The sequence below is a fragment of the Marinobacter sp. LA51 genome (assembly GCF_030297175.1).
Lineage (GTDB): Bacteria > Pseudomonadota > Gammaproteobacteria > Pseudomonadales > Oleiphilaceae > Marinobacter > Marinobacter apostichopi.
In genome coordinates this window covers 2,188,633-2,210,223 of the sequence record NZ_AP028070.1, presented here as the reverse complement: position 1 = coordinate 2,210,223, position 21,591 = coordinate 2,188,633, and the positions used below count along the sequence as shown (strand labels likewise).

The window sequence follows — 21,591 nt, the reverse complement described above, 5'->3', positions numbered from 1 at the left end:
ACGCTGTAAAGTCGCACAATAGCGAGCCAATGAATCACAGTCCAAATGAGCTTATCATGCTGTTCAATGACCTGTTCCGGGAAAGTCACCGGACAATTCTGGTCAGGGGCGGCGATGAACCCGAGTACCGACCAGCCGACGGCGAAAATGGCTTGGCGCAGATTATTTTCGCACATGGCTATTATGCCAGTGCTCTGCACGAAATCAGTCATTGGTGTATCGCAGGTGAGTATCGGCGCACACTTCACGACTATGGTTATTGGTACTGTCCGGACGGCCGCACAGCAGAACAACAACGCGCGTTCGAGCAGGTTGAGATTAAGCCCCAGGCACTGGAATGGTTATTTTCCATAGCGGCGGGTACCCGGTTTCACATCAGTGTGGATAATCTGTCTGGCGATGGCGCAGCCAACGAGCAGGCGTTCAGGCAGGGTGTAAAAGCCCAGGCAAACCAATACCTGACACAGGGTCTGCCACACCGAGCTGGCTTATTGTTGGACGCACTGAAAATCTTTTACGGAACCACTGACACGCATGCCATTAACTGGCATCGGGATGCCGAGCGCATTGCACCGTCAACGTCCGCTAAGAACCCCTCAAGGAAAACTGAGACTGTATGACATCTGAACCCAAGCACACTGGCGACCTCCGGTTCCAGGACCTTAATCTGAACCAGAAGCTTCAGGACGCCATCTCGGCAATAGGCTTTGAATACTGCACACCGATTCAGGCGGAAACCCTGCCCTGGACCCTGGCCTGTGAAGATCTGATCGGCCAGGCCCAGACTGGCACCGGTAAGACCGCGGCCTTCCTGATTACTGCTATCCAGGCGCTGCTGGAGACCCCGATTCCGAAAACCGACCGTTTCGCGTCCGAGCCCCGGGTACTGGCGCTGGCGCCCACCCGCGAGCTGGCTATGCAGATTGCCAAGGACGCCGAGCAGTTGTGCGAGCACACCGGCCACAATGTGGTTACCGTTGTCGGCGGCATGAACTACGACAAGCAGCGGGATCAGTTGCAGAACGAAGTGGTGGATATTCTGGTGGCGACACCAGGCCGCCTGATCGATTTCCTCGGCTCCCAGGATGTGTTCCTGGACCAGCTCGATATCCTGATCCTGGACGAAGCCGATCGCATGCTGGATATGGGCTTCATCCCCGACGTCAAGCGGATCATCCGTAAGTGTACCGCGAAGGAAGATCGTCAGACCCTGCTGTTCAGCGCGACGTTTAACCAGGATGTGCTGAACCTTGCCTCAATGTGGACCCAGAATGCCGAGTTCGTGGAAATTGAGCCGGAGCAGAAAACGGCTGAACGTGTTGAACAATCGGTTTACCTGGTGGGAGAGGACGAGAAGCTGCCGGTGCTGGTGAATTACCTCAAGCGCCCGGAAGTGGAAAAGGCGATTGTATTCGCCAACCGGCGGGATCAGTGTCGGGACCTGGAAGAGGACCTGCGCAACCAGGGCGTGAAAGTATCCTTGATGTCAGGTGAAATCGCCCAGAATAAACGACTGAAGACCCTGGATCAGTTCAAGAAAGGCAGTATTCAGGTCTTGGTGGCCACCGATGTGGCTGGTCGTGGTATCCACGTCAACGGTGTGACCCACGTTTTCAACTACAATCTTCCCGATAATGCTGAAGATTATGTGCACCGCATCGGCCGTACCGGGCGCGCGGGCAAGCACGGGGTGTCGGTCAGTTTTGCCGGGGAGGACGATTCCTTTGCGCTGCCGGCGATCGAAACCTATATCAGCCAGAAACTGAACACCACGGTGCCGGATGAGGCATTGATGACGCCCATGGAGAACCCGCCCATTACCCGGAAGCGGGGTCGGCGCCCTCAGGGCGGTCGGGGTGGTCCCGGTGGAAGAAATCAGCGCCAGCGAAGGAACTGACAGGACCGGACGACATCATGTTGATCGTAGCTGACGAAAACATTCCATTACTGGATTCCTTCTTCGGAGAAATCGGTGAAATCCGACGGGTGTCTGGCCGCACCATGACGGCCAGCGACGTTCGTGACGCTGAAGTCTTGCTGGTCCGCTCGGTGACCCGGGTCGGACCTGAGCTACTGGAAGGCAGCAAGGTCCGCTTTGTAGGCACGGCGACCATTGGCACTGATCATGTCGACGAGGAGTGGCTGGCGCGCAACGGCATTCGTTTTTCTGCCGCCCCCGGTTGCAATGCCAACAGTGTGGTGGAGTACGTGCTGTCGGTGCTGTCGGTGCACGCCGAGCGGCGCGGACTGGCGGACTGGACCCGGCTGAGTGTTGGCATTGTCGGTGTTGGCAATGTTGGCAGCGAGCTGGCCCGCAAACTTGAGCGGCTTGGCTTCGATGTGCGCCTGTGCGATCCGCCCCGGGCCGAGCTTGAAAACGAGTCCGATACCCCGTTTGTATCCCTGGACGAAGCCCTGACCTGCGATGTGGTCACCCTCCATACCCCGCTGACCCGGAATCAGCCTCATGCCACCCATCACATGGTGGGCGCCGATGAGCTGGAGGGTCTGTCGGCCGACCAGCTGTTGATCAATGCCGGACGGGGCGAGGTAATCGATACCCAGGCCCTGAAGACCCGGTTGTCTCAGGCCAGCACACCGGTGGTGGCGCTTGATGTCTGGGAGGGCGAGCCCGCGATCGATCCGGAGCTGGTCCAGCAGGTCTGGCTGGCGACTCCGCACATTGCCGGTTACAGCCTCGAAGGCAAGGTACAGGGCACTGAGATGATCTACCGGGCCTTGAGCCGTTACCTGGGGTTTCCGGTGCGCAAGCAGGCAGGGCAGTTTTTGCCTGAGCCGGCGTTGAGCAAGGTGTCCTTTACCAGTGCGGCTGACGAAGACGACGCGATCAAAATTGCGCTGCGGGCTTGTTACGACCCACGCCAGGACGACGCCCGATTGCGGATAGCGATGCAGGGATCAGACCAGGAGCGGGCTGCTGCGTTCGACCAGTTGCGCCGGGATTATCCGGTGCGCCGCGAGTGCTCCAGCTTGAAAGTACAGCTGAAGGGCACGAGCAAATCGCTGCAAGACAGCTTTCGGGCCATCGGATTCAAGCTGAAAATCTGATTGATCGACCCATAAAAAAGCCGGGGCATTTGCCCCGGCTTTTTTGTTTAGAGCCCCGCCTGCTTGAGGGCCTGAATCCGGTCCTCCAGCGGTGGATGGGTCATGAACAGGGCACTAAGTCCGCCCCTGGCGCCCCGGTTAATACCGAAGGCCTGCAGCGTATCCGGCATTTGATCCGGCATCTCACTTTCCTGTTTCAGTCTGGCCAGCGCGCTGATCATGGCCGATCGCCCGGCCAGCTGTGCGCCAGCAATGTCAGCCCGGAACTCTCGCCGCCGGGAGAACCAGAACACAATGGTGCTGGCCAGAATGCCCAGGACGATTTCGGCGGCAATGCTGACCACGAAGAAGCCGATGCCGTGGCCACTCTCGTTCTTGAAGATGACCCGGTCGACGAACGAACCGATTACCCGGGAGGCGAAGATCACGAAGGTGTTCACCACCCCCTGGATCAGTGCGAGGGTAACCATGTCGCCGTTGGCCACGTGGCCAATTTCATGCCCCAGTACCGCACGGATTTCGTCTTTGTTGAATCGGTGCAGAAGCCCCTCACTGACTGCTACCAGTGCATCGTTCTTGTTCCAGCCGGTGGCAAAGGCGTTCGACTGTGAAGCCGGGAAAATAGCGACATCCGGCATGCCGATGCCGGCATTCTTGGCCAGGTCCGCCACCGTCTCCATTAGCCAGCGTTCTGCCGGCGTGCGCGGAGATTCGATGATCTTGGCCTTGGTGCTCCACTTCGCCATGGGCTTTGAAATCAGTAGCGAAATGATGGCGCCGGCAAAGCCGAAGACTGCGGCAAATGCCAGCAGCGGTCCGTATTGAATGCCGTGCTGGGAGAGGTAGCTGTCGACGCCAAGCAGTCTTAGCGTGAAACTCGCGACCAGGATGACCGCAAGGTTGGTGGCCAGAAACAACAGAATCCGCATATTAAATCCCTGAATTGTCTATCGAACACTTTGAAGCCGTGCTTAAGACCGGAATATAGGGTCGCAGTTCACGGCTTCAATACCTGCCGCTGAATTTAACCGTTGCGATCAGCAAAAAACGTGGCTTGAACGATTTGACTGATGCGCCCGGAATGGCCGGATTTAAGCGCCGTGCGAATCAGATGGATGTAGGTCGACAGGTCCTGCTGGACCGACGCTGGCAGCTGTCCGTCGCTCGTCTGGGACGACGGCGTCACCAATTGGTTCAACGACGCCGGCGCCGGAGCACTCAGCCGAACGAATGCGGCATGGCTGAGCACCGCCTGGTCCAGGGCCTCTTGCCGGATGGTGTCCACATAGCGCAATAAACCTTCTTCCTGGAGCCACAGCAGGGCTCCAAAGCAGGCCATGTGGCGTTTGCTGTGCAGTCCGAACTCATCCGGCTCATCCGGGCCGGCTATGTCCTCGACGAACAGATTGACCCGGCGGGGGAAGGCGCCATAAAGCTGGACCAGCGCAATGGCGACGTCCTTGTAGAATTCCTCAACGTGAATGTCGGCCATGAAAAACCTTATTGCTGATAGTTACCGAGAAAGCTACCCAGGCGGGACATGGCATCTTCCAGGGCGTCTTCCCGTGGCAGGAATACAACCCGCAGGTGCTGCTTGTCGTCGATGTTGAACGCCGAGCCCTGTACCAGCAGGATTCTTTCCTGCAGTAGTAGGTCCAGCACCAGCTTTTCATCGTTTACGATCGGGAAATGCTTGGGGTCCAGTTTCGGGAACAGATACAGGGCGCCCTGCGGTTTCACGCAGCTGACGCCGGGGATGTCATTAAGCATACGCCAGGCTGTCTCGCGCTGTTCGTACAGCCGTCCACCCGGGGCGACCAGATCATTGATTGATTGATAACCACCCAGGGCAGTCTGGATCGCCAGTTGCGCTGGCACGTTGGCGCAAAGACGCATATTGGAGAGCATCTCGATGCCTTCGATCAGGTCTGTGGCCCGGTGCTTGGCGCCACTGATGATCATCCAGCCCGAGCGATAGCCGGCGGCCCGGTAGTTTTTCGACAGGCCGTTGTAGGTGAAAAACAGCACGTCATCGGCCAGTGCGGCGGTGGACACGTGCACCGTGCCGTCGTAGAGGATTTTGTCGTAGATTTCGTCCGACAGCACGATCAGGTTGTGCTGGCGCGCTAGTTCGATCACCTGTTCCAGCAGCTCCCGGGTATAAACTGCCCCGGTAGGGTTGTTGGGGTTGATCAGGACAATGGCGCGGGTCCGGCGGGTGATCTTTTTCCGGATATCGTCGATGTCCGGAAACCAGTTTTGCTGTTCATCGCACCGGTAGTGTACGGGTTTGCCACTCGACAGGGTGACGGCAGCCGTCCAGAGCGGGTAGTCCGGAGCCGGAATGAGCACCTCATCGCCGGTGTTCAGCATCGCCTGCATCGACATCACGATAAGCTCGCTGACGCCGTTGCCGAGGAAGATATCGTCGATGTCGACTTTGTCGATGCCGCGCTGCTGGCAGTAGTGCATGACTGCCTTGCGCGCCGAGAACAGGCCCTTGGATTCCACATAACCCTGAGCCTGGTGCATGTTGTAGATTACGTCCTGCTGGATTTCCTCTGGAACATCCAGCTCAAACGCTGCCGGGTTGCCGATGTTCAGTTTGAGCACCCGGTGGCCTTCCTCTTCCAGTCGACGTGCTTCCCGCAGAACTACGCCACGAATTTCATAGCACACGTTATCCAGCTTGGCGGATTTGTAGTAGTTCTGCATAAGGCCCAGGTTTCCTTGGTCTGAATTCGTAAAAATAAAACAGTCAGTTAATGGCTTTTCATTCTAGCGGAGCGAGGGGCGGCGGCAACAGGGAAATTATGATGAATTGTGGCAGGTTAAGGCAGATTTAGCGGTTAATCCTGAAGTTCTGTCTCAGGTTTGGGGCCGGAATCGCATCCATTCCTTGGCTTTTCAAGAAGCATTGTGCACAATTTAATTTCGAAAAATTAAAACCAGCAATGGCGAAGGAGACTGTTGTGTCAGCAACCAGCGTTTACGACTTTACCGCTCGAGACATCAAGGGCAACGAGAAAAGCCTGGCGGATTACCGTGGCAAGGTGCTTCTGATCGTGAATACGGCCAGCAAGTGCGGGTTTACGCCTCAGTTCGAGGGCCTGCAGGGCCTGCACTCAGAGTTGGGCGAGCGTGGTCTGGAGGTGCTTGGGTTCCCGTGCAACCAGTTTCTGAATCAGGATCCGGGCAAAGACGATGCCATCAGCGAATTCTGCAGCCTGAATTATGGCGTGGATTTCCCGATGTTCTCGAAGATTGAAGTGAATGGCGATGGCACCCATCCGCTGTTCCAGTTCCTGAAGAGCGAAGCCAAGGGCCTGATGGGATCGGAAAAGGTGAAGTGGAACTTTACCAAATTCCTGGTTGGCCGGGACGGTCAGGTGATCCGGCGCTACCCGCCGACCGCGAAGCCGCAGGACATCCGCAAAGACATTGAGAAGCTGCTGTAGCCATGACCAAGCCGGACGACGCGCTGTCGCTCGACAACCAGGTCTGCTTTGCGCTCTACGCCGCCAATAGAGCGGTAACAGCCCGATACCGGCCGCTGCTGGCAGATTTGGATCTGACTTATCCGCAGTATCTGGTGATGCTGGTACTCTGGGAGGAAGGGCAGTCGGGCGCGCAGACCCGGGTGTCCGATATTGGTCGGCGATTGCGGCTGGATTCGGGCACACTGACCCCGCTGCTGAAGCGTCTTGAAGAGCGTGGGCTGCTGAATCGTCAGCGCATTAGCCAGGATGAGCGGGTGGTAACTCTGGCGCTGACCGACGCCGGCTGGGCGTTGCAGGAGCAGGCCAGGTCCGTGCCACAAAAGTTGCTCTGCGGTGTAGCGCTCCAGCCGGAAAGGCTGCAAGCGCTGCGCCAGGAATTGCGGGCGGTGCTTACGGCTCTTGAGGGAGAGGCGGGGCCCAGCGGTTGATGGCTGCGCGCAGTTCTTCACGCTTGTAAGGCTTGGTGACATAGTCGTTCATGCCGGCCGTGATGCAGTCGTCCCGATCACCCTGCATCACGTTGGCGGTCACGGCAATGATCGGAACCGCTTGCCAGTCCGAGTTCTGCCGGATTCTCCGGGTGGCTTCGTAGCCGTCCATAATCGGCATTTGGCAATCCATCAGGATCAGGTCGAATTCCCCGTCCGCCATGGCGTCGAGCGCGCGCTGGCCATTTTCAGCGCTTTCGACCGCGTGCCCCAGCTTCTTCAGAATACTGCTGGCTACCAGTTGGTTAACCTGGTTGTCCTCCACCAGTAGAATCCGAAGCGATTGAGCGGTTTGCTTCGGTTCAAGTGCTTCTGGGCTGTGGAGGGTAGGTTCGCTGCTGAGGATGCCGACAGCGCTGCAGAGGCAGCGATAGAGTTCATCCCGGCGCAGGGGCAGTGAAAGGATCGGATGGTCGGATTTTCCTTGTGCGGAGGTTCCGAGTGAATCGGCCAGAATTAGCCCCGGTCCGCGCCAGTTTTCTGCCTGAACCGCTCCCTCGATACCGTCTTGTCCAATCAGTGTAATCAGAATTCCCCGGTGTTCCGTCCCGAGGTCCCAGACCGGAATCTGCCAGGCCTGAAGTTGGCGCTCGATGGCTGGCCGGTGTGAGTTGTCGGCCGGGATCGCCAGGGTGACGCCAGTATCCACGAGTCCTTTGGCTGCTTGGGGCAGTTGATCCGGGCTACTGTCTTCGTGCATCGGTAGCGGCACCGTGACGGTAAAGTGGGTGCCGCGACCCTCGGTGGAATCCACCATGATTCGACCGTGCATCCGTTCAACCAGTTGCCGGCACAAGGTCAGCCCCAGCCCGGTTCCGCCATAGAGCCGTGTGGTGTCAGCATCAGCCTGGGAAAATGGCGAGAATATCTTGTGCAGACCGCCGGAAGACATGCCAATGCCGGTGTCGATTACATCAAGCCGGAGCATGCCAGCGGAGTAGCTGACTTTGACAAGCACCGAGCCTTCATCGGTGAACTTGATAGCATTGCTGAGCAGGTTGTTAAGGATCTGGCGAGTGCGGGTCGGATCGCCCAGAAAGCTCTCTGGCAATTGGGGGTCGATTTCATTGACCAGGTCAATGTGTTTTCGCCGGGCCTGTTGGGCGTGTAGGGTTGAGGCTTCCTCGATCAGGTTGCGCAGATTGAAAGGGATGTTCTCCAGGCTCAGTTTGCCGGCTTCCACCTTGGAGATATCGAGAATGTCATTCAGCAGGCCAAGCAGACTTTCGCCGGCACTGAAGGCGACCTCAAGGCGGTAGCGCTGGCTGGGATCAAGCTCGCCTTCCAGGGCGAGCCCCAGCATGCCCAGCACACCATTAAGTGGTGTTCGGATTTCGTGGCTCATGCTGGCCAGGAAGTTGGCCCTGGCCCGGGCCCTGCGTACAGCATCTTCCTTGGCCTTGATCAGAGCCCGGTTGCTGCGCTGGAGGGCGTCGTTCTTCTCTGATATCTCACGGGTGCGATCGTCAACCTCTCGCTCGAGCTGGGAAGAATAATCCTTCATCGCACTCTCGGCGGAGCGCAGCTGGGCCAGACTTGAATCCATGGTTTCCAGGTGTCGGTTGATAATGCCCACCATGGTGCCAATTTCGTCCTGCTGATGGTTCGCCGGAACGGGCAAGCGGGCCTTTTCCGGTGAGTTGGCCTGCACCTCGCCAAGGGCATTGATGACGTTCAGCATCGGCCGGGTCAGTACCAGATAGAAGATGCCCAGGAGGGCGGCGGTGAGGGCCAGGCTTTTGAGCAGGCCGCTGATCAACGTGTACGTGGCCCGTTCGAGAAATTGAAGCCCGTAGTGATAGGTGTCGATGGTAACAATGAGCCGGCCAAGCGGCAGGTCCTCCAGCTGAGGCACTCTTAGTTCCTGGCTAAACACCCGGTTTGATTCGAACAGCAGGTCGCTGGCCCAGCGGTAGGGGGAATCCGGGCTGCTCTGGCTGGCAGCTGCCATCGTCTGGTCGTCGTTGTCGATGATTCTGGCGTCAGTCGTCGCCGGGTGGCGCAGAAGGCCATCCAGAAGTTCTTCGGCGAGGCGGACATCGATGTTGTAGGCAATCTGGGAAGCCGGACTGACACTGATGTCGATCAGTGCGTGAACGTCTTCTTCCATGGCTGCCCGGGCATTGAAGTAGTCGATGGTGATCTGGATGAGGTTAAGCACCAGCCCCAACGCCATGGCGATCAACACCGTATCCCGGGTCAGCCGGAAGGAAAGCCGCTTTCTGAAACCATTGATCACGAGTACTTACTGTCCCTGTGTCAGGGCAGCGCCCGCTGCCCGAATGCTAAAGCCGTCACTCGTCGTAGTCGGCCTTTTTCTTCCATTCCTCATCGTGCAGGAAGGTGTCCCATTCCCGATCCAACTTCGCCTGAGACTCGGTATGTGCGGTGTCCTTTCCTTCCACAATCAGGGCCTCAAGTTCTTTGATCCGGATCCGGAAACTCTTGACGGCTTTCATAGCCAGCGGATTGTCTCGCGACTTGCCCATTTCAGTACTGGCGAGATGGTAAGCGTGGATGGCCTTTCGGATCTCGTTCTGACGGACGTATTCCCTGGCCTGAAACATATGCAGGTCAGCGTGGGTCTTGTGGACCAGAAACAGCACGAATTTGAGGTTCTTCTTGGCGGTTGCGGCGTCCAGCTTACCGCTCTTGTGCATGTCTTCGATCATTTTGAACAGATTCTGCAGCAGCTCCTTTACGTAGGTAGCCTTTTCCGGTGTATCGATTTTCACCGGAGACCGGGTGTCCTGCTTGGCCTGAATCTGGTCTTTCAGCTGCTGCGCCGCTTCTTGCCATTTTTTGATCGGAAGATCGGACTTGAGGCCTGTCAGTTGCGCGCAAGCTTCTTCCATGCGTTTGATCAAAAGCAGTTTCAGATCGGATGTCAGGTATTGCCCGGGAATTTCCGACAGCAGTCGATTGGCACGGTTGTAGGCATCCTGCTGGTTGGTGATCTTTCGGGCACGCTCAATGCGGGCCTTCTCACGCATCTGGCTTAACACGATCAGGAAGATCGACACTGCCACGACGGCTGCCAGTATTATTACAATGGTGGTGGTATCCATCAGGTCTGTGGTGGCTCCGGCTTCAGTTTGAGAGTTAGCTGGCGCATTGCCCGGCCTCAAGTTACCGATATTATTCAGCAAGTGTCACAAAGACTAGCAGAAATACCGTAGTCAATCCGTTGCGAAATGTGAATGATGCAATCATCCATTGATTACGTGAATTTTGATCTCCTGTATATTGCTCCGGTGAATGGAGGGTAAGGCCTTTTGTTCGATGGTTTTTGATGTACGACGTACCCGGAGTTGCCCATGGATATTTCCCGCGTTGACCTGAACCTGCTTGTGTACCTGGACGTTCTGTTGCGGGAGCGAAACGTCACCAAGGCTGCCAACCACCTGGGCATCACCCAGCCGGCGATGAGCAACGGTCTGCGCCGCTTGCGAGATCTGTTCGGTGATCCCTTGCTGATCAGGACCAGTGAGGGCATGACCGCCACCGAGCGAGGCCGTGAGCTGCAACCCCTGGTGCGTGGAATCCTTTCGGATATTGAACAGGCGGTGCAGGAGAAAACTCCATTTTCGGCGCTGGAAAGCCAGCGAGTCTTCCGTATTATGGCCAGTGATTACGCCGAGTCCTGCCTGATGCCCCGGGTGTTACGTCGGATTCGCCAGGAAGCCCCGCACGTTACCCTGGATGTACTGACCCCCAGTGACGTCAGCTTTCTGGACGTGGAGCAGGGCCGGCTAGACATGGCGATCAACCGGTTCGACAAAATTCCCCAGTCGTTTCACCAGAAAACCCTGTGGACCGAGTATTTCGCCTGTCTGATGAACGCCCGCAATCCGATTCTGAAGGCGCCGTTTACGCTTGATACCTATCTGGATGCGAGCCACATCTGGGTCAGCAAAACCGGTTTTGGAGTCGGTGTCGGGGTCAATCCCAAAGATGTGCAGCGCTTGGGTTGGGTTGATGAGGCGCTTTCGCGCATGGGCCGTAAACGCCAGATCTCGGTGTTTACCCGGCATTATCAGGTGGCGATGCTGTTGGCCGAGCAGCACGACCTGATCGCCACGCTGCCGTCGCGGGCGGCATGGCTGCAGAAGGATAATTCGAATCTGGTGGTAAAGGTGCCACCTTTCGAGATTCCGCCATTTGAGCTGAAAATGGCGTGGAGCCCGCTGCTCCAGCACAACTCGGATCACCAGTGGTTACGTAAGCTGATTGCGGAAGTGGCCAGTGAAGTAGATCAGGAGTTCGCGCCATTTGGTGCCCAGTTCGAGTCTGCCGAAAGCCCCCAGGCCCATCACTCAGAGCGGTAACTCTCTCAGCTCCAGGGAGCTTCGACCTGCATCCCACATGCGCTGGAAATTCTCGGCCAGCAGTTTGACCCGGCCGGGGTCGGAGAATTTGGCGTAGCCCTCCGGTTTGGAGAAGTCATGCCGATAGAGCAGCCCGTCACGGTCGGCCAGCATGAATGGCTGGTCTTCCACCGGATAGTCCTGGCTTACCAGCCTCAGTTCAATACGGCTTGGTAGGCGTCGCATCAGTTCCACCAGCTTATGTCGGCGCTTTACCAGCGGGCTGTCATCGTGGATCAGCAATCGCACTTCGCTGAGCCGGTGCCGGCGGGCGAGGGCGGAGATCAGTTCTTGAAAACGATGACGGTCATAGAGGTTGTGCTCAAGTACGTGATCGTAAAGCCAGAGCCGCTGTCTGGATTGGCCGGCCACGGAATCGATCAGGTCGAGCATGCGATTCTCGTCGGAGAACAGCCAGGTGTCGGAGTCTTCGCCGAGAATCATCGGCGCCGATTTTTGTTCCAGTGCTTCGGCGAGCAAGGCGGGCGCCAGGCAACGCATATCGACATGGCTGATGCCGGCGTCGTCGTAGCGATCAGAGCAGACATGAAAACCGGAGCGCTGGTAGAAGGGAATGGCGTATTCCTGCGCCGAGAGCCGGATCTCGTGGTAGTCACAGGCGGCTTCGGTAATCAGGTGGCGCAGCAGCGCCTCGCCAACGCCGCGGCCACGGAACCCGGGAAGAATTGCCATGCGGCCGATGTGCGCAGTTTCGCCAAGGGTGGAAAATAGCCGCGCCGTGCCTACGGGCGTGTTATCCGGCAGCACCGCGAGGTAGTGGTCGGCAATCTCGTCGGTATCGTCCCACTCCAGCTCCGGTGGCACCTTTTGTTCGTCAATAAACACACATTGGCGGATATCATGGATATGACCCGGAGCCAGTTGCCAGCTGTATTTCCTGAATTTCACTCTCATGGCGACCAACTATTCGAAGTAGACCGATCCCTGATTATACAACGTGCACAGCAGTCCGAGCAGGGCTTCGTCATTGGTGAATTGGGCCAGACGATCGGCATCAATGTAGGCGCCGGCACAGAGCAGGGGGGCCATGGGGCGGGCGTCACCTTTCAGCAGATACTGTTCGCCATCCACGAACAGCGCGGTGTCGTCGTCGAAATCGTAATACGCAAAGCGGGAGCCCTCGTTCCAGCGCAGCTGTTCTCCGGACTGAATGGCCGCGGCCAGTTCTTCGGGTGACGCCGGCTCCTCGGCGGGAACGACAATGTCCATGCTCTTTGGCGCGGTGGCGTACTGGCCGAACCAGAGTGAGAGCTTTCGACGATCTCCCAGTTTCTCGCGTAGCAGGTCGTCCAGGGTGTCGATCACGGCGGGCTGGATGGTGCCGGGATTGTCCTGAACCTGAAGGTCCGGATCGCCCAGGTGCTCGCTGGCGTCGGCCTGGCTGCACAGGAAGTCGGTGAAGCCGGTCAGCACGTCATCAACAGTGGGGGCCCGGAAGCCAATGGACAGGGTGATGCAGTCGTCGACGGCAACCCCGTGGTGGCCAACGCCCGGGGGCAGGTAAAGCATGTCGCCCGGTGCCAGGGTGACGGTTTCCTCACTATCCCAGCTGCTGAGGATGCGCAGTGGCGTTCCTTCTACCCGTGGCGACGTCTGGTCGCAGTGTCCACCGAAGGTCCAGTGGCGTTCACCCTGGGCTTGCAGCAGGAAAACATCGTACTGATCGTAGTGCGGGCCTACGCTGCCGCCCTTGGGAGCGTAACTGGCCATGATGTCATCAAGGCGCCAGTTGGGCACGAACCGGAAGTGCTCCAACAGATCTGCCACCTCGGGAACCCAATGATCGAGCCCCTGCACCAGCAGGGTCCAATCCTGTTCCGGGAGCTCGCTGAAGCGTTCCGGTGTGAACGGGCCGTTTTGTAGCTGCCAGGGCTTGCCATTGTCATTTTCCAGAACAATGCGGGATTCCACGCCCTCTTCGCAGGCCAGACCAGCCAGTTCGTCGGGACTGACCGGAGAGGTCAGTCCCGGAAACGCCTGGCGGATGACCAGCGGCTTTTTCTGCCAGTAATCCCGCAGAAATTCAGAGGCGGTCAGCCCACCGAGCATATCCATGCCTGTGCTCCCAGTTTCAGATGTCGCGTGCCTGATCGACAGCGTTGCCAATATAACCGCCCGGTGTCAGCGCCATCAGCTCGTGCTTGGCGGCCTCGGGAATATCCAGGGACTGAACAAAGTTCTGGATGACTTCCGGCGTCATAGCCTTGCCGCGGGTCAGGGCCTTGAGTTTTTCGTAAGGCTTTTCGATGTTGTACCGGCGCATCACGGTCTGAATCGGTTCGGCCAGAACTTCCCAGGCATGATCCAGATCCTCGTCCAGGCGGGCCGGGTTGATTTCCAGCTTGCCCAGTCCTTTCAGCGTTGCTTCGTACGCAATCAGGCTGTGGGCAAAGCCAACACCCAGATTCCGCAGCACGGTGGAATCGGTCAGATCTCGCTGCCAGCGGGAAATCGGCAGCTTGGCAGCGAGGTGGTTGAGCAGTGCGTTGGCAATGCCCAAGTTGCCCTCGGAGTTCTCGAAATCGATAGGGTTAACCTTGTGCGGCATAGTGGAGGAGCCCACTTCGCCTTCCACGGTCTTCTGCTTGAAGTAGCCCAGGGAAATATAGCCCCAGATATCACGGTCCAGATCGATCACAATAGTGTTAAAGCGCGCGACCGCATCGTACAGCTCGGCGATGTAATCGTGGGGTTCGATCTGGGTGGTGTACGGGTTCCAGTCCAGGCCCAGGCTTTCAATAAATTCACGGGCGTTGGCGGCCCAGTCAATCTCTGGGTAGGCTGACAAGTGGGCGTTGTAGTTGCCGACAGCACCGTTGATCTTGCCCAGCAGTTCGACGGCGCGGATCTGCTTTACCTGGCGACGCAGGCGGTGCACTACGTTTGCGAATTCTTTGCCAACGGTGGTCGGCGAGGCTGTTTGACCGTGGGTGCGGGACAGCATCGGTTGCTCAGCGTGTTCCTGCGACAGTTCGCCCAGCTTGTCCACAACCCGATCCATGGCGGGCAGCAGGCCATGATCAAGGCCTTCGCGCAGCATCAGTGCGTGGGACAGGTTGTTGATGTCCTCTGAGGTGCAGGCGAAGTGAACAAACTCTGTCACCGCGTGCAGTTCAGGGAATTCAGCAATCTGTTCCTTGATGAAGTACTCGACGGCTTTGACGTCGTGATTGGTGGTGCGCTCGATGTCCTTGATGCGCTGGGCATCTTCGAGGTTGAACTCGCTGACCAGCTTGTCCAGAAACGCATTGGCTTCGGCGGAGAACGCCGGAACTTCGGTAACACCCGGGTGCGCTGCCAGTTTCTGGAGCCAGCGGATCTCGACGGTTACCCGGTTCCTGATCAGGCCATACTCACTGAAAATGTCTCGGAAGACGCTGACTTTGCTGCCGTAGCGTCCATCGACCGGGGAAATGGCGGTCAGGGCGGTGAGTTCCATCGAAAACCTCTCAAATCGTTAACGGATCGGGCCAAAAGAAAATTAGGGGCGCATATGATACACCAGCGCCGCGTCGGACGCAGTTGTCTGGGAGCTGTTGTTTCAGAGCTACAGTGGACTGTTAGCTTTGTCGGCCAGTTGCCGGGCGTGCTCGATGACTTTCTTGCGATTGAAAATCAGCTGCCAGCGTCGGCCGCCTGATTGGCGCCATAGAACTGCAGAACGGATGCCCGCAAGCAGCAGGGCGCGCACTTTGGCTGCGTTTTCCTCGCGCTGCAGGACGCTGGGATTGCCGCTCACCTGTATGCGTAACCGAAAGGTGCTTATGGTATCGGCGTAAACTGAGGCGAGATTGCTAATCAGGTTGCTGTGGGTATAGCCAAAGTGGCTGGCCGTGTGGCGAGCCTGATCAATGCGGGAGCCAATGGCGTCCAGCATTTCCGGGTTGCGATTGAGTTTAGCTTCCAGCTGGATCAGGTTGAGCACGTACCGCAGTACCTCAATGTCCTGTTGCTTGCTTTGCTGGCTCAGCACCGATGAGAGTGTAACCAGTCCCTCGCGAATGTCTGCGAGATCGCCGCCATAGACGTCCAGGGTTGAGGCCGGATCGGTGGCGAACAGCGAGCGGATGCAGGTTTCCAGACTGGTCTCCGAGCACTGGCCATTGTGGGCAAGTTGCTGAACCAGGTTGGCGGCCTGGCATACACCTGCCAGGGCGAGCGTCTGATCATTGAGGGACCGACTCATGCGCCCAGTTCCTTTTGAGGTTGTTCGGAAAGGCGGGCCGGCAGGTCTTCACCATCACGCCAGGTTTCTTCGATCACGCCACCGCCGAGGCAAACCTCGCCATCGTAAAAAACCACGGACTGGCCAGGGGTGACCGCTCGCTGGGCGTCGTCAAAGACCACCTTGACGCCGCCACGGAGCACCAGGACCTCGCAGTCCTGGTCCGGCTGACGGTAGCGGGTTTTGGCCTTGCAGCGGAACTGGGCGGCCAGTGGTTCGCCAGCGACCCAGTCGATTGGCCCGGACACCAGTCCGCGCGAAAACAGCAGCGGGTGGTGTTTACCCTGAACGGCAATGAGGACGTTGCGGGTGAGGTCTTTTTCGGCGACGTACCAGGGCTCATCGCCGAACTCGCTGAGGCCACCAATGCCCAGGCCCTGGCGTTGGCCGATGGTGTGGTACATCAGGCCCTGGTGACGACCGATAACCTTGCCGTCCGGTGTCTCGATGTCACCCGGTTGTGCTGGCAGGTACTGCTTGAGAAAGTCGGTAAACTTGCGTTCGCCGATGAAGCAAATGCCGGTGGAGTCTTTTTTGTCATGGGTGACAAAGCCCTGGGCTTCTGCGATTCGCCGAACTTCGGGTTTCTCGAGTTCGCCTACCGGGAACAGGGTCCGGGCGATGCGTTCACCCGACACGGCGTGCAGGAAGTAGCTCTGGTCTTTATTGGTATCCAGGCCTTTCAGCAGCTGGGCTCGGCCGGATTCTTCCGATAGCGGGCGCTGGCGGGTGTAATGGCCGGTGGCGATATAGTCGGCACCCAGGGTGACCGCGTAATCGAGAAACGCCCGAAACTTCACCTCTTTGTTGCACAGGATGTCCGGGTTGGGGGTGCGACCAGCGGTGTATTCCGACAGGAAGTGCTCAAACACACGGTCCCAGTACTCGGCAGCAAAACTGGCAGTGTGAAGCTTGATGCCGATGTTGTCGGCAACTGCCTGCGCGTCGGCCAAGTCGGTCATCGCTGTGCAGTACTCGGTGCCATCGTCTTCATCCCAGTTCTTCATGAACAGGCCTTCGACCTGATAGCCCTGGTCTTTTAGTAACCAGGCGGCGACAGAAGAATCGACGCCGCCGGACATGCCGACGATCACTCGGGTATTTGCTGCGGGAGGTGTTTCGGATGCGTGTGTCATGAAAACATCAGTCTGAGTGAAAAGCTGCGAAGTCTACCATTTGTAGGGCATTACGTCTGTGCGTCGACGATGACATCGAGTGGGTAGCGCCGGCCATTTCGGTAATCTTCTATACATTCGAGCACTAGCGGACTGCGGAGTTGGTCTTTCAAGCTACGGATGTCCTCCAGTAACAGCCAGTGCGCGGCAATGATACCGGTATCGAGTTCCTCGCTGACCTGCTCCAAAGCTTTGGCTGAGTAGCAGAAGCGGTAGTAGGTGACGCCATTGGCAGGCGCCTTATAGGTGTAAACGCCAAGGAAATGCTCTGGCTCAACCACCCAGCCGGTTTCTTCCAGGGTTTCACGCTTGACCGCATCCAGAATGGCCTCGTCTTCCTCGACATGGCCCGCTGGCTGATTGAAGACAACGCGGCCGCCGCTGGTTTCTTCGACCACCAGAAATCGGCCTTCCTGGTCTTCAACGATCACGGCGACGGTGGCGTGTGGGGTCCAGGTCATGGCTATTTTCGGCTCCTGCTGCTGTGAGTTTTGCCCGGTTGCCGGCGCCCTGCGCGGTTTCGTCGCGGGGACGGCGTAGGTACATGGACAGTGATTGCGCGGTGTTGGCCCGGCAGCAACCCATCCAGTGTCCAGTCACCTATACGGTAGCGGATCAGTCGGAGGGTTGGGAAGCCGACTGCGGCGGTCATTCGCCGTACCTGACGGTTCCGGCCCTCGGTAATGGTCAGCTCCAGCCAGCTGGTGGGCACCGATTCCCGGTACCTGACAGGCGGTGTCCTGGGCCAAATCACCGGCTGGTCGAGTAGTCGGGCCTTTGCCGGTGCCGTGTTGCCATCCTTGAGGCGGACGCCACGCTCCAGTTGGGAGAGAGCGTCATTGGTTATGTCACCTTCCACCTGTACCCAGTAAGTTTTGGGCATTTTGGCCGTGGGTGAGGCAATGCGATGCTGCAGGGCGCCTTCACCGGTCAGTAAAAGCAGGCCCTCGGAGTCGTAGTCGAGCCGGCCGGCCGGATAGACATCGGGTATCTGAATCCAGTCCGCCAGGGTCGCCCTGACCGGTTTTTCGCTGTCGCGGCGATCGTCGGTGAACTGGCTGAGTACGCGAAAGGGTTTGTTGAAGAGGATCAGGTTGGCCATTACGTCTAGCGCTTCCGCAGTGATAGGGTGGAGCTCAGTAAAAATATCGATAGCAGGGTCACTTTACCAATGGTGGCTGGCAAAGTCGTTGTGAAGCAATGAGATCTGCTGGATGAGTGCAGGTTTTAGGCGGGAGCAGGCAGAGCTACCTGAATTGGGTTCAGGGTGTTGCAGGGATCGAGTGCGCAGGCCCGCTTGCGGTTTTGATATCACGCACTGACACCCACGCCTGCCTCAGGGCAGGCGTGTTGGGGCCACTCGTCAACGATTGGTCAGGCGTTCGCTGCACGCGACGGGAAATCGCTCCGACCTGGGTCCGGGTCATCAGTTTTGGCTCCCGCCGATGCGTCAGCAAGCTCTTGTGTCGCTTTCTGGGGCTGTGCATCGGGGACAATATTGATGGCGTGGACGCCTTTATCGCTGGGTTTTTTGTCAAAGGTGACGGGCTGGCCGGCTTTCAGTGTTTTGTAGCCATCCATTTGGACCGATGAAAAGTGGGCAAACAGATCGTCACTGCAGCCGTCCTCAATGATAAAGCCGTATCCTTTGGCATTGTTGAACCACTTAACCTTGCCTCTTGGCATGATGAACTCCCCTGTTCATGTGCTGTCACATTTTATTATTGGTGTTGTGAGCATTCCGCTCTGTGTCACTGGATGCGGATTTCGGTTACATAACATTCGTTGAAATTTACATTATTTAACAATGCAAGTTAACTTTCGGCCAATCAGCGCGTCGAGTCAATAGTTTCTGTTGCCGGAATGTGTGGTTGAACGCGGTCTGGAACCGGTATCATGCGCGTATAGTTAAATTCCTCGCGCCCGGTTCTCGACTTAGCTTGAAAACACGGGGTCAGACAACCACATTATGCAAAGGGCACCGATAAACCGGTAAAGAATGATGCGGACTATCGAAGATTCTCTACTAGTATTTAATCAGGGGGAGGACGAACAACCGGGACGCCAAGACGATCTCAGTGTTGCGCCCGAAAAACCTGCCCTGAAGCGCCCGGCGCGATTTCGCGTAGTGCTTCTGAATGACGATTACACGCCTATGGATTTCGTTGTGGACGTGTTGATGAAGTTCTTCGGCATGAACGAAGAGAAGGCGACGCAGGTGATGCTGCTCGTCCATACGCAAGGAAAGGCCGTATGTGGGGTGTATACCCGAGACATCGCAGAGACGAAGGCAGCACAGGTGAACCAGTATTCCTCGGAATGCGAACATCCGCTGCTTTGCGAGATTGAACGTGCGGACTGACAGACGTTGGGGTGGCCCATGCTGAGTAAAGATCTAGAAATTACGCTGAATACGGCTTTCAAGAGTGCGCGCGACAAGCGTCATGAATTCATGACCGTCGAGCACTTGTTGTTGGCTTTGTTAGATAACGATTCGGCGGTGGGCGTACTGAAAGCGTGTGGGGCAGATCTCCAGCGTCTTCAGGAAGAACTTATGGAATTCGTTGACTCAACAACACCGCTCATTCCGAGCAGTGACAGTGAGCGCGAAACCCAGCCTACCCTCGGATTCCAGCGCGTGTTGCAACGGGCTGTATTTCATGTCCAGTCTTCTGGCAAGAAAGAAGTGACTGGTGCCAACGTGTTGGTTGCTATCTTCAGTGAGCAGGAGAGCCAAGCGGTCTACGTTCTGAAGAAGCAGAATATTGCTCGCATTGATGTGGTCAATTTCGTGTCCCACGGCATCTCCAGGGTGCAGGGTGCGGAAGATCAGGAGGGCCATGATCAGGCCGCTCCGGATGAAACCGGTGAAGAAGGTGGGCATTCCAAGCCTCTGGAAAGCTATGCCACCAACCTTAATGAGCAAGCTCGCCAGGGGCGGATTGATCCGCTGATCGGGCGAGAACACGAGGTTGAGCGTGTCGTGCAGATTCTGGTTCGGCGCCGGAAGAATAACCCGCTGTTGGTGGGTGAGGCCGGGGTTGGCAAGACTGCGATTGCCGAAGGTTTGGCTAAGCGCATCGTCGATGGCCAGGTACCGGATATCATCTCCGACGCGGTGGTCTATTCACTGGATCTCGGCGCACTGCTGGCCGGCACCAAGTACCGGGGCGATTTTGAGAAGCGCCTGAAGGGCTTGTTGGCTGAACTGAAAAAAGAGCAGCACGCGATCCTGTTCATCGATGAAATCCACACCATCATCGGGGCTGGTTCAGCGTCCGGTGGCGTGATGGACGCCTCCAACCTGCTGAAGCCCATGCTGAGCTCTGGTGAGATTCGTTGCATCGGTTCGACAACGTTCCAGGAATTCCGTGGGATTTTTGAGAAGGACAGCGCCTTGGCGCGTCGTTTCCAGAAAATCGACGTGAATGAGCCGAGCGTTGAAGACACTTATCAGATCCTGAAGGGGCTGAAGCCTAACTTCGAGAAGCATCACGATCTGAAGTACACCGACAAAGCCCTGCGGGTTGCGGCTGAACTGGCTGACCGTTACATCACTGATCGTCATCTGCCTGACAAGGCCATTGACGTCATTGATGAGGCGGGGGCGCGCCAGCGTCTGCAGCCGGAAAACAAGCGCAAGAAGTCCATTGATGTAACCGACATCGAAGATGTGGTGGCTAACATCGCGCGGATTCCGCCGAAGAACGTGTCCACCAGCGACAAGGATCTGCTCCGCAACCTGGAGCGTGACCTGAAAATGGTTGTCTTTGGCCAGGATCCGGCCATTGAATCCCTGTCCACGGCCATCAAACTGGCGCGCGCTGGGTTGAAAGCGCCGGAGAAACCGGAAGGGGCATTCCTGTTTGCCGGTCCGACTGGTGTTGGTAAAACCGAAGTCACCAAACAGTTGGCGAAAGTGCTGGGCATTGAGTTGGTTCGATTCGATATGTCCGAATATATGGAGCGGCATACAGTGTCACGCCTGATTGGTGCGCCTCCGGGGTACGTAGGTTACGACCAGGGTGGTCTGCTGACCGAATCGGTCAGCAAGCATCCGCACTGCGTACTGCTGCTGGATGAGATCGAAAAGGCCCACCCGGAAGTGTTCAACCTGCTACTGCAGGTGATGGACCACGGGACCCTGACTGACAACAACGGCCGCAAGGCGGACTTTCGTCATGTGATCCTGGTGATGACAACGAACGCGGGGGCAGAAAGCATGGCTCGCCGTTCCATCGGCTTCAATGAGCAGGATCACAGCACCGACGGTATGGAGATTATTAGCAAGACCTTCACGCCGGAGTTCCGCAACCGTCTGGATGGCATCATCCAGTTTGCCGATCTGCAGAAGGAGACCATCACTCATGTGGTCGACAAGTTCCTCACCGAGCTGCAGGCGCAGTTGGATGAGAAGCATGTTGTCCTGCATGTGGATGAGGACGCCAAGGTGTGGCTGGCAGAGAAAGGTTATGACGTCACCATGGGGGCACGGCCGATGTCCCGCTTGATTCAGGACAAGATCAAGCGACCGCTGGCCGAGCAGATCCTGTTTGGGCGCCTTTCCGAGAAGGGCGGGGATGTGTTCATCCATCTGCGCGATGATGAACTCGTCTTTGATTATGAGGACGAGCCCGCAGAGGCGGTTTAAGGCACCGGCTCTCTGTCAGGAATAAAAAAACCGCTGCCTATGGCAGCGGTTTTTTTGTATCGGCGACTAACTGTTTTTGCCAACAAAAAAGCCCC

Annotated in this window: 21 protein-coding genes; 8 read left to right on the top strand and 13 right to left on the bottom strand. The window is 57.4% G+C overall.

All coding sequences use genetic code 11. The annotated features are described in order from the left end of the window. The first annotated feature begins 56 nt into the window (after positions 1 to 56). From QUE89_RS10170 to pdxB, 3 genes are read left to right on the top strand one after another with little or no spacing between them, the layout of a single operon-like run. Positions 57 to 620 (top strand): elongation factor P hydroxylase, encoded by a 564-nt coding sequence (locus QUE89_RS10170; protein ID WP_286219986.1) that lies wholly within the window; start codon positions 57 to 59, stop codon positions 618 to 620. Continuing rightward, positions 617 to 1,897: a DEAD/DEAH box helicase gene (locus QUE89_RS10165; protein WP_286219985.1), complete on the top strand. Its 1,281-nt coding sequence runs from the start codon at positions 617 to 619 to the stop codon at positions 1,895 to 1,897. Before QUE89_RS10170 ends, QUE89_RS10165 begins: the two co-directional genes overlap by 4 nt. Before the next feature lie 17 nt (positions 1,898 to 1,914). Then, a complete protein-coding gene (pdxB, locus tag QUE89_RS10160) occupies positions 1,915 to 3,069 on the top strand; it encodes a 4-phosphoerythronate dehydrogenase PdxB (protein ID WP_286219984.1) in 1,155 nt (384 codons plus the stop codon). 47 nt (positions 3,070 to 3,116) lie between these two features. Here pdxB and htpX read toward each other — a convergent pair whose 3' ends face one another. From htpX to QUE89_RS10145, 3 genes are all read right to left on the bottom strand, one after another. After that, entirely contained in the window at positions 3,117 to 3,998 is an 882-nt protein-coding gene (gene htpX / locus QUE89_RS10155) for a protease HtpX (RefSeq protein WP_041338135.1), read from the bottom strand. Between the two features lie 95 nt (positions 3,999 to 4,093). Continuing rightward, a complete protein-coding gene (locus QUE89_RS10150) occupies positions 4,094 to 4,561 on the bottom strand; it encodes a hypothetical protein (RefSeq protein ID WP_286219983.1) in 468 nt (155 codons plus the stop codon). Positions 4,562 to 4,569: 8 nt separating this feature from the next. Next, entirely contained in the window at positions 4,570 to 5,784 is a 1,215-nt protein-coding gene (locus tag QUE89_RS10145) for a pyridoxal phosphate-dependent aminotransferase (RefSeq protein WP_286219982.1), read from the bottom strand. Positions 5,785 to 6,041: 257 nt separating this feature from the next. Between QUE89_RS10145 and QUE89_RS10140 the strand changes: the two genes are divergently transcribed. Then, positions 6,042 to 6,527 (top strand): glutathione peroxidase, encoded by a 486-nt coding sequence (locus QUE89_RS10140; RefSeq protein WP_434784065.1) that lies wholly within the window; start codon positions 6,042 to 6,044, stop codon positions 6,525 to 6,527. Between the two features lie 2 nt (positions 6,528 to 6,529). Beyond that, on the top strand, positions 6,530 to 6,997 hold the full coding sequence (locus tag QUE89_RS10135) for a MarR family winged helix-turn-helix transcriptional regulator (RefSeq protein WP_286219980.1): 468 nt from the start codon (positions 6,530 to 6,532) through the stop codon (positions 6,995 to 6,997). On the opposite strand, the gene QUE89_RS10130 is transcribed toward QUE89_RS10135, so the two are convergent. Together QUE89_RS10130 and QUE89_RS10125 are read right to left on the bottom strand one after the other, a co-directional pair. After that, on the bottom strand, positions 6,960 to 9,296 hold the full coding sequence (locus QUE89_RS10130; RefSeq protein WP_286219979.1) for a hybrid sensor histidine kinase/response regulator: 2,337 nt from the start codon (positions 9,294 to 9,296) through the stop codon (positions 6,960 to 6,962). The two genes, QUE89_RS10135 and QUE89_RS10130, sit on opposite strands and share 38 nt — an antisense overlap. 55 nt (positions 9,297 to 9,351) lie before the next feature. Then, positions 9,352 to 10,125, bottom strand: a complete 774-nt coding sequence (locus QUE89_RS10125) for a hypothetical protein (RefSeq protein WP_286219978.1) — start codon at positions 10,123 to 10,125, stop codon at positions 9,352 to 9,354. Positions 10,126 to 10,374: 249 nt separating this feature from the next. Here QUE89_RS10125 and QUE89_RS10120 point away from each other — a divergent pair, with 249 nt between their 5' ends. Further along, on the top strand, positions 10,375 to 11,385 hold the full coding sequence (locus QUE89_RS10120; protein ID WP_041338144.1) for a LysR family transcriptional regulator: 1,011 nt from the start codon (positions 10,375 to 10,377) through the stop codon (positions 11,383 to 11,385). Here the strand turns inward: QUE89_RS10120 and QUE89_RS10115 are convergent. From QUE89_RS10115 to QUE89_RS10080, 8 genes are all read right to left on the bottom strand, one after another. Then, the gene (locus tag QUE89_RS10115; protein WP_286219977.1) at positions 11,374 to 12,339 is read right to left on the bottom strand and encodes a GNAT family N-acetyltransferase; all 966 of its coding nucleotides are present in this window, start codon (positions 12,337 to 12,339) and stop codon (positions 11,374 to 11,376) included. The two genes, QUE89_RS10120 and QUE89_RS10115, sit on opposite strands and share 12 nt — an antisense overlap. Positions 12,340 to 12,348: 9 nt before the next feature. Further along, entirely contained in the window at positions 12,349 to 13,500 is a 1,152-nt protein-coding gene (locus QUE89_RS10110) for a cupin domain-containing protein (RefSeq protein WP_286219976.1), read from the bottom strand. A 16-nt stretch (positions 13,501 to 13,516) separates the two neighbouring features. Further along, positions 13,517 to 14,884: an adenylosuccinate lyase gene (gene purB, locus QUE89_RS10105; RefSeq protein WP_286219975.1), complete on the bottom strand. Its 1,368-nt coding sequence runs from the start codon at positions 14,882 to 14,884 to the stop codon at positions 13,517 to 13,519. A 108-nt stretch (positions 14,885 to 14,992) separates the two neighbouring features. Further along, positions 14,993 to 15,631, bottom strand: a complete 639-nt coding sequence (gene hflD, locus QUE89_RS10100; protein WP_286219974.1) for a high frequency lysogenization protein HflD — start codon at positions 15,629 to 15,631, stop codon at positions 14,993 to 14,995. Further along, complete coding sequence (gene mnmA / locus QUE89_RS10095; RefSeq protein ID WP_286219973.1) at positions 15,628 to 16,806, bottom strand: tRNA 2-thiouridine(34) synthase MnmA; 1,179 nt, start codon at positions 16,804 to 16,806, stop codon at positions 15,628 to 15,630. Before mnmA ends, hflD begins: the two co-directional genes overlap by 4 nt. A gap of 50 nt (positions 16,807 to 16,856) precedes the next feature. Continuing rightward, entirely contained in the window at positions 16,857 to 17,306 is a 450-nt protein-coding gene (locus QUE89_RS10090) for an NUDIX hydrolase (RefSeq protein ID WP_286219972.1), read from the bottom strand. 2 nt (positions 17,307 to 17,308) lie between these two features. Then, entirely contained in the window at positions 17,309 to 17,947 is a 639-nt protein-coding gene (locus tag QUE89_RS10085) for a pseudouridine synthase (protein ID WP_286219971.1), read from the bottom strand. Between the two features lie 272 nt (positions 17,948 to 18,219). Continuing rightward, on the bottom strand, positions 18,220 to 18,531 hold the full coding sequence (locus tag QUE89_RS10080; RefSeq protein ID WP_286219970.1) for a cold shock domain-containing protein: 312 nt from the start codon (positions 18,529 to 18,531) through the stop codon (positions 18,220 to 18,222). 316 nt (positions 18,532 to 18,847) lie between these two features. Here QUE89_RS10080 and clpS point away from each other — a divergent pair, with 316 nt between their 5' ends. Both clpS and clpA read left to right on the top strand, forming a co-directional pair. Then, positions 18,848 to 19,207, top strand: a complete 360-nt coding sequence (gene clpS / locus QUE89_RS10075; protein WP_138441831.1) for an ATP-dependent Clp protease adapter ClpS — start codon at positions 18,848 to 18,850, stop codon at positions 19,205 to 19,207. A gap of 18 nt (positions 19,208 to 19,225) precedes the next feature. Next, positions 19,226 to 21,496: an ATP-dependent Clp protease ATP-binding subunit ClpA gene (gene clpA, locus QUE89_RS10070; protein ID WP_286219969.1), complete on the top strand. Its 2,271-nt coding sequence runs from the start codon at positions 19,226 to 19,228 to the stop codon at positions 21,494 to 21,496. Positions 21,497 to 21,591: the final 95 nt, after the last annotated feature.